Below are 15,437 nucleotides of genomic sequence, written 5' to 3'. Positions count from 1 at the left end.
CCCTCCCGTGGGTCGTGCCCCGCGCGCGCACCGGGCAAGGGTGCGCCTCACGAGGTCTGCGGCTTGATGACGTCGTCCGTCAGGAACTTCGTGGAGATCCGGTCGTCGTTCAGCTCGGTGCCCCACGTCTTGGCGTCGGTCTCCACCACGTAGTCGTCGCCGCAGGAGAACTCGCCGGTCTCCTTCGGGAATGCCTGCTCCCACTCGTCGCCGGTCAGCTTCACGACCAGCGCGCAGCTCGCGGGCTTGTTGGCGCCCGGGTCGGTCGGGGCGTGCAGGCCGCCGCCCGTCCACTCGTGCACCTTCGACAGCTCGTTGACCATGCACTGCCGGGTCAGGTCGGACCCGCACTCGTCGGCGGCCGTCGCCCACAGCAGGAACGACGACGTCGCCTGCATGCCCAGCAGCGCGATCTTGCCGTTCTTCGCCTTGACGATGTCCATGTACTGCTCGACCGCGGGCACCTCGCCGGCGTTCTCGAACGGCTGGAAGATCATGCCCGCGTGCAGGCCGTCCCCCGCGCCCGAGCCCTTGTTCCACTCGGAGACCTTGGTGCTGTACCAGGTCGCCTCCATCAGGTACTTCGGCTCGGCGCCCGCCCGCTTCACCGACTCCAGCAGGCTGAACTGGCCCGGGTCGGGGCTGTCGGACGACCACAGGTACCCGGCGCCGCACTCCTTGATCTTCTGCGCGAACGGCATGTAGCCGCTCTCGCCCGCGTCGTTCAGCCGGACGCCGCACTCCAGCGGCTCCACGCCGATCTGCTTCATCGCCGACTTGACCTTGTTCGTCCCGGTCGTCACCGCGGGCGACGTCGACAGCAGCACGTCCGTCTCGTCCTCGAAGTCCGGCCACATCTCCTGCGCGATGCGCAGCGCCCCGATGTTCATCCGGTCCACCGGGTACGGGACGGCCTCGAACTTCATCGGGCCCATCGCCGCGTTCGGGCCCACCGTGAACCCGGCGACCGTCGGCAGCTTGCACGCCACCCGGTACTGCTCGGCGGCGTCGTCCATCGCGAAGCCCTGCCCGACGAGCATGAAGTCCTGCTCGCAGGACTCCTGCATCACCTTCGCGGCGTGCATGTAGGCGCCGTCGTACTGGTTGCCCTTGATCTTGCGGCCGTTGATGCCGCCCTGCTCGTTGCACCAGTCGATCAGCGCGGAGACGGCGTCGCCCATCTCCTTCGACAGGCCCGGCGCGGACGCGAAGCCCCGGTCGTCGCCGTAGCCGATCGTGATGGCGTCGTCGGTGACGCCCTGGTCCGTGGCGCCCTTCGCGTCGCCCGGCCCGCAGGGCGACGGCAGCGTCCCGAACTTCTCGGCGGACGCGGCGGCCTGCCCGCCGGCGTCCGCGCCGCCCTGGATCAGCGCGGTCCCGGACCGCTCACTGGTACAGGACGCCACCAGCGCCACGGCGAGGGCACCCGCCGCGAGGCGTCCGATCTTGTCGACCTTCATCCGGTCGGTCTCCTTTGGAGTGGGTGGGGGTGGTGATGGCGGGGGGCGAAGTCGTGCGCCCGGCGGCGCCGCCGGGATCAGCCGAAGAACGCCTGGCCGCCGTCCAGCGGGATCGTCGCGCCGGTCAGGTAGCGCAGGCCGGGCTGGACGAGCGCCAGCACCGCCCGGCCGATGTCCTGCTCGCAGTCGCCGATGTAGCCGAGCGGGATCGTCTTGCGGAACTCCTCGGCGGCCTCGGGGAACGCGTCGGCCCACCCCTTCAGGCCGGGCGAGAGGGCGTGCGGCGCGATCGAGTTCGCGCGGATGCCGTCCGGGCCCCACTCGGCCGCGGCCGTCCTGGTCAGCGAGCGGAGCGCCTGCTTGGCCGCCGCGTACGCGCCGTACGTCGACGGGTCCCAGCGGACCATCGCCGACGTCACGAGGTTGACGATGCTGCCGCCGCCGCGCGCCTTCATGTGCGGGTGGCACGCCTTCATGAACGCGAACGCCGCGAACGGGCCGGTGCGGAAGCCCTTCTGGAAGTCGGCGTCGCTCATCTCGAGCAGCGGCCCGAACTTCCCCGAGTAGGCGTTGTTGACCAGGATGTCGACGCCGCCGAGCTTCTCCGCGATCGCGTCGACCAGGCCGGGGACGGCGTCGAGGTCGGCGACGTCGCAGGCGAACGGCTCGGCGCGCGCGCCGCGTTCCCGCACGAGCCCGCACGTCGTCTCCAGCTTGGCCGCCGTCCGTCCGAGCACCGCGATCGCGGCGCCCTCGGACGCGAGTGCCAAGGCGATGCCCTGCCCCACGCCCTGCCCGGCGCCCGTCACGATCGCGACCTTGTCGTCGAGGGTTCCCATGCTGCGCTCCCGCGGTTCGATGACCCTGGTGGTGCCTGCGCCGGTCCGATGCGTTGACCAGGCGACTCGCGGTCCCGGCGAGCCGCGGCCCTGGTAGCGGCCATCGTGATGTGACGCGGCCCACGCGGTCCCCCCAGTCCCGCTCACCGGGAACCGCGTTCGCGCCCGCCCCGACGCGCCGGTCCCGCTCAGCGGAATGGCCTGGTGCCTCCGCCCGGGCGGATGAGAATCTTCGGCCACGCGAGCGAGGAGGACCCATGACGACGGCGATGGAGATCGTGCAGCGGCTGACCGGCCCCGGCGGCGAGTTCGAGCTCCGCGAGGAGGAGGTGCTGGGCTCCCGGCTGCCGGTCTTCACCGGACGGGCCCGCCACCTCGGCGCCGTCCTCGCCGCGTCCGCCGCGTTCGGCGACCGGGACTACATCGTCACCGCGACCCGCCGGATCTCGTTCGCCGAGCACGCGGCGCGGGCCGCGTCCCTCGCGAAGGCGCTGCGGGACGACCACGGCGTGCGGCCCGGCGACCGCGTCGCGATCAACGCCGCGAACTCCCCCGAGTGGATCCTCGCGTTCTGGGGCGTGCTCGCCGCGGGCGGCATCGTCGTCGCCTACAACGCCTGGTGGACGCCCGCCGAGATCGAGTACGCGCTCGGCCACACCGAGCCGGTCCTGGTCATCGCCGACGCCGAGCGCGCCGCCCGGACGACCGGGGCGCGGGTGCTGACCGTCGAGGACGACGTCCCCGCGCTGGCCGCCCGGTACCCGGACGCGACCCCCGAGACGCTGGGCGTGCCGGAACCCGCCGAGGACGACCCGGCGGTCATCCTCTACACGAGCGGGACGTCGGGCCGCCCGAAGGGCGCCGTGCACACGCACCGCAACCTCACGTCGGTGATCGAGTACCACCGGTTCAACGACGCGCTGATGCGCGCGATGGGCGCCCCCGGCGACCCCGCCGACCGCCGCTACCTGCTCGTCCTCCCGCTGTTCCACATCGCGAGCCTGCACAACCTGGCCGTCCCGCGGCTGGCCACCGGCTCCGCGGTGATCATGCACGAGGGGCGGTTCGACGTGGACGCCGTCCTCGGGCTGATCGAGCGCGAGCGGGTGACGAACTGGGGCGCGGTGCCGACGATGGCGCACCGGATCGTCGAGCACGGCGCCGCGACGAAGTACGACCTGTCGTCGCTGACCGCGTTCTCGCTGGCCACGGCCCCGTCGTCGCCCGCGTTCAAGGACCGGCTGCGGGCGGTGTTCCCGCCGGCGAAGGACGCGCTGGTCGACAGCTACGGGCTCACCGAGTCGTGCACCGGCGTCTCCATCGCGACGCCCGCCGACCTCGCCGAGGCCCCCGGGACGCTCGGCCGTCCGGTCATCGGCGTCCGGCTGGAGATCCGCGACCCGGACGGCAACGCGCTGCCGGAGGGCGTCGAGGGCGAGGTGTGCGTCCGCAGCGCCTACAACATGCTCGGCTACTGGAAGGACCGGGCGGCCACCGACCAGGCGATCCGCGCGGACCGGTGGCTGCACACCGGCGACATCGGGATGCTGGAGGACGGGCGGCTGCGGCTCACCACCCGCCGCTCCGACCTGATCCTGCGCGGCGGCGAGAACGTGTACCCGGCGGAGATCGAGAACGTCCTCGCCGAGTACCCGGGCGTGCGCGAGTGCGTCGTCCTGGGCGTCCCGCACGCCGACCTCGGCCAGGAGGTCATGGCCGTGGTCGTCTTCGCGGAGCGGGTCCCGGCGCAGGACGAGATCGCGGCGTTCGCCCGCGAGCGGCTCGCCTACTTCAAGGTGCCGTCGCGGTGGCGCCTCACGACCGAGCCGCTGCCCCGGAACGCGACGGGCAAGGTCGTCCGCCGCGAGGTCGAGACGTCCGGCTGACCCCGGCGGTCAGCGGGCGTAGCGGGCGGGGGGCTCTCCGACCGCCGCGGTGAAGTCGCGGACCAGGTGCGCCTGGTCGTAGTAGCCCAGCTCACCGGCCAGGGCGGCCCAGTCGACCGGGTCGCCCCGGTCCGCGCGCGTCGCGGCCTCGTGCAGGCGCGCCCGCCGCAGCACCCACTTCGGGCTCGCCCCCACGTACTCGGCGAAGAGCCGCTGGAGCGTCCGGGGCGAGACGTGCAGCAGTTCGGCGGCCTGCCCGACGCGGAACACGGCCGGGGACGCGGTGAGCCTCTCGACCATCTCGGCGACCTCGGCGGCGACCGGGTCGGGTTCGGGCAGCCGGGGCAGCAGGAACTCCCCGGCCAGCTTCGCCATGAGGTCGGTGTCGGTCGTGCCCAGGATCTCGCGGTTCGCGGCGCCGACCTCGGGGCCGAAGAACTCCGCGGCCGGGAACCGGCCGTCTGCCAGCTCGCTCACCGGCCGCCCGGCGAACGGCCGGAAGCACCCCGGCCGGAACTTCACGCCGAGGACCTGCCCCTCCCCCTCCAGGCGGCGGACGAACAGGTCGCGGTCGACGCCGTAGACGAGCGGCTCCGGGTCCTCGAACACCAGGTGGACGCTCGGATGCGACAGCACCTTCGTGTCGTGGGGCTCCGGGGTGCGCCACCGGACGTGCCAGTAGTGCTCCACGACCTCCCGCAGGCCCGCGCCGGGCGGCCGCCGCCGCAGATCGACGATGGACGCCTGCTTGTGCGGGTACAGCACGCCCCGCCCGAACTCGCCCATGTGCCCAGGATATTGGCGGTTTTCTCCAAGAGGCGGCCGCCCGCCCGCACATACGGTCGAACACATGAACGACAAGGACACCGAGCGCTTCCACGCGTACATGAAGGAGTGCGCGGCCGAGGCCGCGCGCGTCGCGCGGGCCGTCGCCGCCGCCGGCCCGGACCGGCTCGGCGACCCGACCCCGTGCGCCGACTACGACCTGCGGGCCCTGGTGAACCACTGGGTGCTCTACACCTCCCACGGCCTGGAGCACCGGGCGCTGCGCGAGCCGCTCCCCGAGGAGCTGACCCGGCGGGACTTCACCGCCGGCACGGCCTGGGCCGAGGAGTACGCCGCGCAGCTCGACCGCGCCGTCGCGGCCTGGGCGGACCCGGCCGTCTGGGAGGGCGACGTGGACTTCGGGGGCGGTTCCGCGCCCGCCGTCGACGTCGCGTCCATGGTCGTCAAGGAGATGGCCGTGCACGGGTGGGACGCCGCCCGCGGCATCGGGGCGGAGATCGTCCTGTCGCCCGAGGCCGGGGAGTTCGTCCTCGGCGTGGTCGAGGAGCACGGCGAGATCTACCGCGAGTACGGCGGGTTCGCCGACCCGGTCGCGGTGCCCGCGGACGCGTCCGCGTTCGAGCGCGCGCTCGGCGCGTCCGGCCGGGACCCGCGCTGGAGCGCCGGGCGGCGGGCGGGGCCTGGGGGTCAGCAGGGGCCGGAGGGTCAGCGAGGCCGGGGGGTCAGCGGGCGAGGTCGCGGCGGGTGAAGCGCCACGCGCCCGCCGCCATGACCAGCAGCGTCACCCCGGCGAGGACGGCCGCGTCCACCGGCTGGAAGCCGTTCCGCAGCGGCTCCCCGCCGATGTAGTAGTGGAACGGCGTCAGGTACCGGAGCCAGTCCGCGCCGATCTGCGGGGCGAACCCGTTGATCGCGTAGGCGGCGACGCCGATGCCCGCCGTGATGCCGAAGACCGGTGCCCGGCCCTTGCCCGTGGCGGCGCCGATGCCGGTGGCGAGGCCGCCGAACAGCAGCGTGAGCAGGGCCAGGTTGACGGCCTGCGCCGCGAACTCGCCCGCGCTCACCGAGCCCAGGTCGGCGCTCGTCCGGACCGCCAGCAGCCCGGCGAGGACGGCCGCCGCGATCACGACCGCGCCCGCGGCGAGCGCCGCGAACCGCTGGAGCAGCAGCCGGGTCCGGCCGACCGGGTGCGCGAGCAGCAGGTCGAGGTGCCCGCTCTCCTCGTCGGCGGAGATCATCCGGGCGCCGGTCGCGGCGCCGTAGAACATCGCGAGCAGCGGGACGAGCAGGCCGAACACCGGGCCCTGCAGGTATCCGGCGGCCGATGTCGTGTCCTCGAAGCCGAACCCGCTCATCGCGTCCGGCACCGAGGCGGCGGTGTCCGCCGTCATCTGCGGGTAGAACGCCGCGTACATCATCGCGAGCAGACCCGTGACCAGCGCCCACACGGCGAAGATCCGCCGGTTGTCGTAGAGGGTCTTGGAGAAGATCGAGCGGCTGAACGCGTCGGCCATGGTGGTCATCGTCGTCGTGCCTTTCAGGCCGCGGGGGCGGCTTCGCCCCGCGTGTAGTAGGTGTGGAAGAGCTCCTCGAGGTCCTGCGAGTCGGCGCGCAGGCCGACGACCGTGTGCCGGGCCGCCGCCTTGACGAGCGCGTCCGGCGAACCGTCGACGTCGCAGGTGAGGACCGTCCCGTCCACCTGGAGGCCGGTGACGCCGGGCAGCGCGAACTCCTCGGCGGGCACCGGGTCGGCGAACGTGATCCGGACCCGCAGGTACGAGCGGGCGCGCAGGTCGGCGACCGTGTCGAGGGCGACGAGGCGGCCCTCGCGGATGATCGCGACGCGGTCGGCGACGGCCTCGACCTCGCTCATCACGTGGCTCGACATGAACACCGTGCGGCCGTCCGCGCGGGCCTCGGCGACCATCTCGAGGAACGTCTGCTGCACCAGCGGGTCGAGGCCGGACGTGGGCTCGTCCAGGATCAGCAGCTCGGGGTCGTGCATGAACGCCTGGATCAGGCCGACCTTCTGCCGGTTGCCCTTCGACAGGCTCTTCACGCGGGCGCCGAGGTCGAGGCCGAGGCGGTCGGCGAGGCCGGTGATCCGCGCTGCGGGGACGCCGCCGCGCAGGTTGCCGAGGAAGGTCAGGCACTCGCCGGCCTTCTGCCTGCCGTCCACGACGAAGTCGCCCGCCAGGTAGCCGGTGCGGCGGTGCAGCTCGACGGCGTCCGCGCGCGGGTCGAGGCCGAGCACCCGCGCCGTCCCGGACGTCGGGCGGATCAGGTCCAGCAGCAGGCGGATGGTCGTCGACTTTCCCGCGCCGTTCGGGCCGAGATAGCCGAAGACCTCCCCCGCGCCGACCCGCAGGGTCAGCCCGTCCAGGCCGCGCCGGGTGCCGTAGGTCTTGGTCAGCCGGTCGATGTCGATCACCGTGTCCATGCCGTAGACGGTAGCATTATTTTCAGAGATTTCTGAAGACTCAGAGGTGTTAAGGTTTCGTATACACCGAGCAGAAGGGGGACGACCTTGGCGGACACCACGGAGGCGGCGGAACGGCTCGCCCTGGTCCTGACGCAGGGCGGCCTGCAGAAGTCGACCGCGCGGGTGCTGGCCGCGTTCATGTTCGCCGACAGCGACAGCGTCACCGCGGGCGAGCTCGCCGACCGGCTCGGCATCAGCTCCGGCTCGGTGTCCGGCGCCGTCAAGATGCTGTCGACCGTCGGGCTGATCGAGCGCGCACCGGCCCCCGGCAGCCGCCGCGAGCACTACCGCATGCGCGAGGGCGCCTGGGCGACCCTCATGTCGTCCCAGAACGGCATGGTGCAGGCCATGCTCGAGGCCGCCGACCGCGGCATCGAGGCCGCCGGCGAGGACACCCCCGCCGCGCGCCGCCTGCACGAGATGCGCGACTTCTACGGCTACATGTTCCGCGAACTGCCCGCGCTCATCGACCGCTGGCGCGCCGAACGCGACGTCTGACACCGGCCGCGCGGCACCGCCCCCGGGGAGCCAGACCGGATCCGGTACCCGCGCGGGACGACCGTCCGCACCGGGTGTTCCTAGCGTGATGATCTCCCGAACGACAGGAGACACCATGCTGCGCAGGACGATCGCCGCGACCGCCCTCGCCGGGCTGGCGGCGGCCGGAACCGCGGTGCCCGCCGCGGCCGGCGAGGACCGCCCCCGGCTCCGGCGGCTGCTGCACACGCTCACCACCGACGACGGGGCGCCCGGCGCGCTCGCCGCGATCCGGGACCGGCACGGACGGACGGTGCTCACCAGCGGCGTCGCGGACGTGCGGACCGGCGCCCCGATGCCGCGCCGCGCCCACTGGCGGATCGGCAGCGTCACCAAGTCGTTCACCGCGACCACCGTGCTGCTGCTCGTCGAGGACGGGCGCGTCGACCTCGACGCGCCCGTCGAGCGGTACCTGCCCGGACTGGTGCGCGGCAACGGCAACGACGGGCGGGACATCACCGTCCGGCAGCTGCTCCAGCACACCAGCGGCCTGCCGGACTTCCTCGAGCACCTCGGCATCGGCCGCGTCGTCGAGAACCCCCTCGAACAGCACGACCGCGCCGACCTGCTCGCCCTCGCGCTCGCCCACCCGCCGGAGTTCGCGCCCGGCACCGGCTGGTCCTACTCCAACACCGGCTACCTCCTCGCCGGGCTCATCGTCGAGGCCGTCACCGGCGACCCGCTCGCCGACGTGGTCGAACGGCGCGTCCTCGAGCCGCTGCGGCTGGACGGCACCCGCGCCCCCGGCGACGCGACCGGCCTGCCGCGGCCGCACCCCCGCGGGTACGTCCGCATGGACGGCGCGCTGCTCGACCGGACGCGGCTGAACACCTCCCCCGCGTGGGCGGGCGGCGACCTGGTGTCCGACGCGTCCGACCTCGACCGGTTCTACGCCGCGCTGCTCGGCGGCCGGGTGCTGCGGCCCGAGACGCTGCGCGAGATGAAGCGGACGACCGAGGTCAGCCCGGACTACGGCCTCGGCCTGCGGCGTTTCCCGAGGTCGTGCGGCGCGGCCGGCTGGGGGCACGCCGGCGACATCATCGGCTTCAGCACCGTCACCGGCGCGACCGGCGACGGCCGCACCGCGACCGTCATGGTGAACGTCAAACCGGGCCTGAGCGACGCCGGGGAGCAGCGCGTCAAGGACGCCTTCGACGCGGCCCTCTGCGACGACTAGCGGGCGGTCTCGACGTCGTGCAGGACGCCGAGGGCGTCGGGGACGAGGACGGCCGCCGAGAAGTGGACGCCGACCAGGTACGAGCTGATCGCGCGGTCGTCGACGCCCTTGAACCGGACCGACAGCCCCGGCTCGCGCTCGTCCGGGATGCCGGTCTTGTGGAGGCCGATGACGCCCTGGTCGTCCTCACCGGTGCGCATCGCGATGATCGAGCTGACCCCGGTGCGGCTCACCGGGATCTTGTCGCACGGCAGCAGCGGCACGTTCCGCCAGGCCGTCGCCCGGACGCCGTCCACCTCGGTCTGCGCCGGGTAGACGCCCCGGCGGGTGCACTCGCGCAGGAACGCGGCGATGCCCTTCGGGTGCGCGAGCAGCACCCGCGTCCCGCGCCGCCGCGCGAGCAGGTCGTCCAGGTCGGCGGGCGACGGCGGGCCGCCGCGGGTGGTGAGGCGCTGCCGCGGGTCGGCGTTGTGCAGGAGGCCGAAGTCGCGGTTGTTGACCATCTCGTGCTCCTGGCGTTCCCGCAGCGCCTCGATCGTCAGCCGGAGCTGCTGCTCCACCTGGTCCATCGGCCTGCTGTAGAGGTCGTCCACGCGGGTGTGCACCCGCAGCACCGTCTGCGCCAGGCTCAGCGGATACTCGCGCGGCTCCGCCTCGTACTCGACGAACGTGCCCGGCAGCCGCGCCTCCCCCGCGTGCCCGGACGCGACCTCGACGGACGCCTCACCGCGCTTGTTCACCTTCGGCGGCCCCGACTCCCGGAACCGCGCGAGCTGCTCCTGCAACGCCGCCGAGTTCCGCGTCACCTCCGCGAACGCCTCCCGGGTCAGCGACAGCACCGTGCAGCCCGTCGCCGCCTTCGCGGTCGCGCCCCACACGGCGTCCTCGTCGGTGAGGGCCTCGGCGCCGAAGTACTCCCCGCCGGCCAGCGCGCCCAGCCGCGCGGGCGTCCCGTACGCGCCGTCCCCCAGCCGGACGACCTTCCCGTGCACGATCAGGTGCACCCGGTCGGCCGGGCGCCCCGCCTCCGCGATCACGTCACCGGCCGCGTACTCCGCCTGCACGCACCGTCCCGCGAGCACCTCCAGCACCCGCGCGTCCGCGAACCCGCGCAGCGGCGCCAGCTCGGCGAGCTCCGACGGGATCACCCGGACCTGCGCGCCCGTGTTGACGAACGTCACCCGCCCGTCCGCCACCTGGTACGCGAGCCGCCGGTTCACCCGGTACGTCCCGCCCGACACCTGCACCCACGGCAGGACCCGCAGCAGCCACCGGGACGAGACGCCCTGCATCTGCGGGCGCGTCTTGGTGGTCGTCGCGAGGTTCCGCGCGGCGTCCGTCCCCAGGCTGAGCCGCGTGTCGGGTGCACCGTTCGTCATCGGTCGCCTTCCGTCGCATCACCATGTGCCACGGAGAAGCTACGCTGCGCGTTCGCGGGGGCTCTATGGCCGACCGGCGCGGGCAGGCGCACCCGCGGGACACCCACATGTCACCGCGGGGACGGCCGTCAGGCGGACGCGGCGTCCGAGCACGGCACCTCCACGGCCGCGACCGATTCCGCACCCGGCTCGCGGGCCGGCTCGGCGGTCGGTTCGCGGGCCGGTTCGCGGGCCTCGGCGCCGGCCCGGTCGGGGGCCGGTTCCGGGGCCCCGGCGCGGCGAGCGCGGCGGCGGAACAGGAGCACCGCGGCGGCGAGGGCCGCCGCCAGGCCGAACAGGACCCAGGCGCCCCATCCGAGGAGTTGCTCCAGGCGGGACGCGGAGGCGCCCGCGAACGCGCCGAGGCTGACGAACACCCCCGACCACAGCAGCGACCCGGCGAGCGACGCGAGCAGGAACCGGCGGTACGGGACCTTCGCGACCCCGGCCGCGGCGGGCGTGAGCGTCCGCACCACCGGGACGAGCCGGGTGACGAACACGGCGGCGGCGCCGTACCGGCGGAGGGCCGCCGTCGACCGGTCCCAGTGCCGGACGCCGAGCCGCCGCACCGCGCGCGTCTCCCGCATCCGCTCGCCGTGCGATCGTCCGAGCCAGTAGCCGACGTGATCGCCCGCCGTCACGCCCAGCGCGACGACGAGCAGCATCACCGGGTAGCGGGCCGGGTCGGCGGCCGCGGCGCCGAGGATCAGGACGGCCGTCTCCCCCGGGACGACCGACCCGAGCCCCAGGCCGGACTCGGCGAACGCCAGCACCCCCGCCACCGCCAGCAGCAGCGGAAAGGGCAGGTCGCTCAGCCCCCGCACCCACTCGGTGATCCATTCCATTCGTCCCATCGTCCGCGAAGTCCGGCTTGCCGGAATCGGCCGGGAAGACGATGTTCCGCCTCGGCCGGAAGGCGGACCGCCCCCTCCCCGCCCCCGACCAAAGGCGGGGTTGCGGGTCTCCGGCACCACCCTCCAGAACTACGCCCCGGACTCCGGCACGCCCGCCCCGGCCACGGCACGGCGCAGCCGTCCTGCGGCCGGACGGTTCAGGTGCGAGGCGGTCGGGGTTCCTCGGCCGCGCGGGACAGAAGGAGGGGGCCGAGGACGCGCGTCGCGGGACCGATGCGGCCGCCGGGGCCGGGGCGCTGGTCGGTGTTGTCCACGGTGAGCGGCTCCCCGCAGTGGAAGCAGGCGAGCACGGGCGTGGCGTCGTGCCCGCAGTCGCGGTGGCGGACGCGCGCGGGCGGGCCCGCCTCGCCCGCGTACCAGCGGTCGCCCCAGTTCATCAGCGCGAGCAGGACCGGGTAGAGCTCCTTGCCCTTCTCGGTCGGCCGGTAGTGCGCGCGGGGCGGGTGGTCCTGGTACTGCTCGCGGGTCAGGACGTCCTCCTCGACGAGGCGCGCGAGCCGTGCGGCGAGGACCTTGCGGGAGATGCCGAGGTCGCGGGCGAGGTCGTCGAACCGGGTGATCCCGAGCAGGACGTCGCGCATGATCAGCGCGGTCCAGGCGTCCCCGAACAGGTCGGTCGCGCGGGCGATCGAGCAGGCGGCGTCGGACAGCGGGGTGCGGGTCATGCCCCGCAGGCTACCCGAAGTTCCTTGAGGGAACTCAGTGGGTATCCTGAGGGAACTCACGATGGAGAGGACGCCCGGCATGGGAACCGCACCGCTCATCGAACTCGACTCGACCCGCCCCGGCGCCGTCGACGGGCGCCGCCTGCGCGCCGTCGCCTTCCAGGACGTGCGCATGGCCTACCTCGCGGAGCACAGGCTCGCGCGGGGCCGCGCGCTCGTCCTCGGCGGCGGCACCGGGGAACTGCCGCACGGCATGGCGCGCGCCGGCATGGACGTGACGGCGCTCGACCCGTCCCCGGCCGCGACCCGCATCGCCGAGGCCGCCGCCGGGGACCTGGCCGTCGTGCACCGCACCGCGCGCGCCGAGGACTCCGACGTACCGCCCGCGTCCTTCGACCTCGTGTACGCGGCCGACACCTTCGAGATCACCGGCGACCTCGACCGCGTCGTCGAACTGGCCGCCCGCGCCCTGCGGCCCGGCGGCGCGCTCGCGTACGACACCGTCAACCGGACCGTCCCGGCGAAGCTCGTCTACCTCGGCGCCTTCCAGCGCCTCCCGTGGACCCGCATCATGCCGCCCGGCCGCTACGCGAGCGCCCGGCTGCGGCGCCCGTCCGACGTCGCCGCCGTCCTGTCCCGGCACGGCCTGCACCCCGAGGACGTCTGCGGCTTCAAGCCCGCGAGCGCGATCGGCCTCGTGAAGACCGTGCTGTCCCGCCGCCGCGGCGCCATCGGGGACGCCGAGGTCGCGGCGATGGCCGGGTTCGTCCTGGATCCGGACGGCCCCCCGGTCGTCACCTACCTCGGCCACGCCCGCAAGCCCGCCTGACCGTCACCGGCGGCGCCCGAGCGCCTTGGCGCGCCCGTGCGCCCACCCCGCGAGCAGGACCCCGGCGAGGGTCGCGACGAGGCGGGCGCGTCCGTGGCCGCCCGCCCCCTCAACGGGCGCGACGTTCTCGGCCGTCCCGGGCCCCGCCTCGGACGGGCCGGGCGCCGCCGCTACGAGCTGCGGTGGCGGGCGTGTTCGGCGGCGCCGTTCCCCGTGATGAGCCACAGGGTGGTGAGGTCGTCGATGAGGGTGTCGAGGGGCACGTCGAGGGTGCCGTTGACCCAGGCGAGGATGGTCTCGGCGGTGCCTCCGACGACGAACGGGGGCGCGACGCGGGCGAGGCTGTCGACCGCGAGTTCGACGCCGTGGATGGTGCGGGCGTGATCGACGAGGATCCGGGTCAGGCCCTGCACGACGGCGGTGCGGTGCCGCAGGACCTCCGGCGGCCCGGCGGTGGCGCCGAACAGGACCCGGGCCTTGCGGGGGTCGTCGGCCAGAGCGTGCACGACGGCGCCGATGCTGGCGCGGGCCTGGTCGCGCAGCGGGCGGTCGGCGGACGCGGCGAAGGCGGTGACGGCGGCGTGGCCGACCTCCTCGGCGATCTGGTCGAGCGCGGCCGAGGCGAGCTCGTCGAGGCTGGTGAAGCTCTCGTAGAAGTAGCGCTTGTTGAGCCCGGCCGCGGTGCACAGGTGGGCGACGGTCGCCGACCGCCATTCACCGGCCGCCATGGAGGTGAGGGCCACGTCGATGAGCCGCAGACGCCGTTCGGTCTTGCGTTCGTCCCCGGACCGCCCCCCGTAGGCGCGCGGCCGAGCCGTCTCGTATGCCACGTGGTCCATGCTCGCATCCGGCGGGCCCGGCCTTGACAGCTCCGGATCCTTATCTGGTACAAAAAAGTACCAGATAAGGACCTGGAGGTTCGCATGACCGCTGGACGTGTCCCCGCCGCCGTGCCCCGCCCGGGCGGCGCGGCCGTGGCGTCGGGTGATCCGCTGCTGGACGAGTTGCGGGGGCTCGCGGCCGACTCGCCGTCCCGTGCCCGCGTCGCGGGATGGGAGTACCTGCGGGAACTGTCGCGCAAGGACGACAGGGCCGCGATCTCCGCGCTGTTCGCCCGCGGCCTTCCCCGGGAGAGATCGACGGGAGGCTGGAAGGGCTCATCGTGGGCCGGTTGTTCGGAGTGCCGGAGGCCGCGCTCGCGAACCCGCTCATAGCGATCAACCCGACCTGGACGGGCAAGACCTTCGACGCGGCGTCCGGGAAGGGCTTCAACCGGCTGGTGCCGCTGGCCCGGTACGCGATGCGGGTGGTCGCCCCCGCCTACGGCGGGCTGCGCAGGGTCGGCGACGCGATGGAGGGGTTCGTTTTCACCTACGCGCCGGGCACCGGACTGATCGAGCCCCGCATCCCCGTCGTGGCGCTGGACTACGGCGTCCCGGAGTACCGCAACCCCAGCGTGCGCACGTTCCCGATCAAACGCACCCGCGACGAGCTCGTCGAGCTGCTGCCGGGCCTGTATCTGGGCCGTGCGCTGCTGACGATGCGCGGCGGCGAGATCCGCACCATCGCCCACTTCGCCCTGCGCGAGCCGGTCGCCGGGCTGCGGGCATGATCGCCCTGGACGGCGCGGTCGTGTGCGTGACCGGCGGCGCCCGGGGGATCGGCCGCGCCACCGCCGCCCTGCTGGCCGCGCGGGGCGCCCGGGTGTGGATCGGTGACGTGGACGCCGCCGCGACCGCCGCGACCGCCGCCGACCTCGGCGTCACCGGCCACCACCTGGACGTCACCGACCCGTCGTCCTTCCGCGCCTTCCTGGACGCCGCCCGGACCGACGGGCCGATCGACATGCTGGTCAACAATGCCGGGATCATGCGGCTGGGGCCCTTCGCCGACCAGGCGCTGGCCGGCCACCACCGCGAGATCGCCGTCAATCTGACCGGGGTCGTCAACGGTGTGCATCTCGTCCTGCCCGCGATGATCGCACGCGGGCGCGGCCATATCGTGAACGTGGCGTCCATGGCGGGCAAGGTGACCACTCCGGGGATCGCGGTCTACTGCGCCACCAAGGTCGCGGTGGTGGCGCTGTCGCGGGCGGTGCGCGCGGAACTGCGCGGTACCGGGGTCACCCTCACCACGATCCTGCCCGCGGCGACCCGGACCGAGCCGACCGCGGGCGTGTCCCTGGATCTGCAGCCGATCCTGACCCCCGAGGACGTCGCCGAAGCGATCGTCGCCAGCGCCCGGCACCGCCGCCGCGAGGTCACCGTGCCGCGCTGGCTCGCCCCCGTCGGCGTGCTGGAGCAGGCCCTCCCCGAACCCGCTCTGGAGACCCTCAAACGGGTCGTCACCCGCCACCGTCCACCCGGTGACCACGACGCGGACCTGCGCAAGCCCTACCTCGACCGCGCCGGGCCCTGACCGGGGACCGCCCGGCCGGGACGGAG

Annotated in this window: 17 protein-coding genes; 8 read left to right on the top strand and 9 right to left on the bottom strand. The window is 74.0% G+C overall.

Annotation, left to right across the window (positions count from 1 at the left end; genetic code table 11):
• Positions 1–47: 47 nt before the first annotated feature.
• Both ACFQ11_RS05050 and ACFQ11_RS05045 read right to left on the bottom strand, forming a co-directional pair.
• Positions 48–1,460 (bottom strand): ABC transporter substrate-binding protein, encoded by a 1,413-nt coding sequence (locus ACFQ11_RS05050; protein ID WP_378296632.1) that lies wholly within the window; start codon positions 1,458–1,460, stop codon positions 48–50.
• A 77-nt stretch (positions 1,461–1,537) separates the two neighbouring features.
• Positions 1,538–2,299, bottom strand: coding sequence for an SDR family NAD(P)-dependent oxidoreductase (locus tag ACFQ11_RS05045; RefSeq protein WP_378296631.1), 762 nt, complete (start codon positions 2,297–2,299; stop codon positions 1,538–1,540).
• A gap of 257 nt (positions 2,300–2,556) precedes the next feature.
• Between ACFQ11_RS05045 and casG the strand changes: the two genes are divergently transcribed.
• Positions 2,557–4,185, top strand: coding sequence for a steroid-24-oyl-CoA synthetase (gene casG, locus ACFQ11_RS05040; protein ID WP_378296630.1), 1,629 nt, complete (start codon positions 2,557–2,559; stop codon positions 4,183–4,185).
• A gap of 9 nt (positions 4,186–4,194) precedes the next feature.
• Here casG and ACFQ11_RS05035 read toward each other — a convergent pair whose 3' ends face one another.
• Positions 4,195–4,971, bottom strand: coding sequence for an AraC family transcriptional regulator (locus tag ACFQ11_RS05035; RefSeq protein ID WP_378296629.1), 777 nt, complete (start codon positions 4,969–4,971; stop codon positions 4,195–4,197).
• A 64-nt stretch (positions 4,972–5,035) separates the two neighbouring features.
• On the opposite strand from ACFQ11_RS05035, the gene ACFQ11_RS05030 reads away from it, so the two are divergent.
• Positions 5,036–5,719, top strand: a complete 684-nt coding sequence (locus tag ACFQ11_RS05030; RefSeq protein WP_378296628.1) for a TIGR03086 family metal-binding protein — start codon at positions 5,036–5,038, stop codon at positions 5,717–5,719.
• On the opposite strand, the gene ACFQ11_RS05025 is transcribed toward ACFQ11_RS05030, so the two are convergent.
• Together ACFQ11_RS05025 and ACFQ11_RS05020 are read right to left on the bottom strand one after the other, a co-directional pair.
• The gene (locus ACFQ11_RS05025; RefSeq protein ID WP_378296627.1) at positions 5,694–6,485 is read right to left on the bottom strand and encodes an ABC transporter permease subunit; all 792 of its coding nucleotides are present in this window, start codon (positions 6,483–6,485) and stop codon (positions 5,694–5,696) included. The genes ACFQ11_RS05030 and ACFQ11_RS05025 overlap by 26 nt on opposite strands.
• Before the next feature lie 23 nt (positions 6,486–6,508).
• Positions 6,509–7,411, bottom strand: a complete 903-nt coding sequence (locus ACFQ11_RS05020) for an ABC transporter ATP-binding protein (RefSeq protein ID WP_378296626.1) — start codon at positions 7,409–7,411, stop codon at positions 6,509–6,511.
• 87 nt (positions 7,412–7,498) lie between these two features.
• On the opposite strand from ACFQ11_RS05020, the gene ACFQ11_RS05015 reads away from it, so the two are divergent.
• Both ACFQ11_RS05015 and ACFQ11_RS05010 read left to right on the top strand, forming a co-directional pair.
• Entirely contained in the window at positions 7,499–7,951 is a 453-nt protein-coding gene (locus ACFQ11_RS05015; protein WP_378296625.1) for a GbsR/MarR family transcriptional regulator, read from the top strand.
• Between the two features lie 115 nt (positions 7,952–8,066).
• Complete coding sequence (locus tag ACFQ11_RS05010; protein WP_378296624.1) at positions 8,067–9,167, top strand: serine hydrolase domain-containing protein; 1,101 nt, start codon at positions 8,067–8,069, stop codon at positions 9,165–9,167.
• Here the strand turns inward: ACFQ11_RS05010 and ACFQ11_RS05005 are convergent.
• From ACFQ11_RS05005 to ACFQ11_RS04995, 3 genes are all read right to left on the bottom strand, one after another.
• Positions 9,164–10,546 (bottom strand): family 2B encapsulin nanocompartment shell protein, encoded by a 1,383-nt coding sequence (locus tag ACFQ11_RS05005; RefSeq protein WP_378296623.1) that lies wholly within the window; start codon positions 10,544–10,546, stop codon positions 9,164–9,166. The two genes, ACFQ11_RS05010 and ACFQ11_RS05005, sit on opposite strands and share 4 nt — an antisense overlap.
• 128 nt (positions 10,547–10,674) lie before the next feature.
• Positions 10,675–11,430, bottom strand: a complete 756-nt coding sequence (locus ACFQ11_RS05000) for a DedA family protein (RefSeq protein WP_378296622.1) — start codon at positions 11,428–11,430, stop codon at positions 10,675–10,677.
• A gap of 206 nt (positions 11,431–11,636) precedes the next feature.
• The gene (locus tag ACFQ11_RS04995) at positions 11,637–12,164 is read right to left on the bottom strand and encodes a winged helix-turn-helix transcriptional regulator (protein WP_378296621.1); all 528 of its coding nucleotides are present in this window, start codon (positions 12,162–12,164) and stop codon (positions 11,637–11,639) included.
• Positions 12,165–12,243: 79 nt separating this feature from the next.
• On the opposite strand from ACFQ11_RS04995, the gene ACFQ11_RS04990 reads away from it, so the two are divergent.
• Positions 12,244–12,993 carry a class I SAM-dependent methyltransferase gene (locus ACFQ11_RS04990; RefSeq protein WP_378296620.1) on the top strand — a complete coding sequence of 250 codons (750 nt, stop codon included), beginning with the start codon at positions 12,244–12,246 and terminating at the stop codon, positions 12,991–12,993.
• A 170-nt stretch (positions 12,994–13,163) separates the two neighbouring features.
• On the opposite strand, the gene ACFQ11_RS04985 is transcribed toward ACFQ11_RS04990, so the two are convergent.
• Entirely contained in the window at positions 13,164–13,832 is a 669-nt protein-coding gene (locus tag ACFQ11_RS04985; protein ID WP_378296619.1) for a TetR/AcrR family transcriptional regulator, read from the bottom strand.
• 84 nt (positions 13,833–13,916) lie between these two features.
• Between ACFQ11_RS04985 and ACFQ11_RS04980 the strand changes: the two genes are divergently transcribed.
• From ACFQ11_RS04980 to ACFQ11_RS04970, 3 genes are read left to right on the top strand one after another with little or no spacing between them, the layout of a single operon-like run.
• The gene (locus tag ACFQ11_RS04980; protein WP_378296618.1) at positions 13,917–14,207 is read left to right on the top strand and encodes a hypothetical protein; all 291 of its coding nucleotides are present in this window, start codon (positions 13,917–13,919) and stop codon (positions 14,205–14,207) included.
• On the top strand, positions 14,165–14,605 hold the full coding sequence (locus ACFQ11_RS04975; RefSeq protein WP_378296617.1) for a hypothetical protein: 441 nt from the start codon (positions 14,165–14,167) through the stop codon (positions 14,603–14,605). Before ACFQ11_RS04980 ends, ACFQ11_RS04975 begins: the two co-directional genes overlap by 43 nt.
• Positions 14,602–15,411, top strand: coding sequence for an SDR family oxidoreductase (locus tag ACFQ11_RS04970; RefSeq protein WP_378296616.1), 810 nt, complete (start codon positions 14,602–14,604; stop codon positions 15,409–15,411). Before ACFQ11_RS04975 ends, ACFQ11_RS04970 begins: the two co-directional genes overlap by 4 nt.
• The last annotated feature ends 26 nt before the right edge of the window (positions 15,412–15,437 follow it).

Source organism: Actinomadura sediminis, assembly GCF_042675525.1.
GTDB lineage: Bacteria > Actinomycetota > Actinomycetes > Streptosporangiales > Streptosporangiaceae > Spirillospora > Spirillospora sediminis.
The sequence above is the reverse complement of the archived record's forward strand: the minus strand, read 5'-3'. Positions and strand labels throughout refer to the sequence as shown.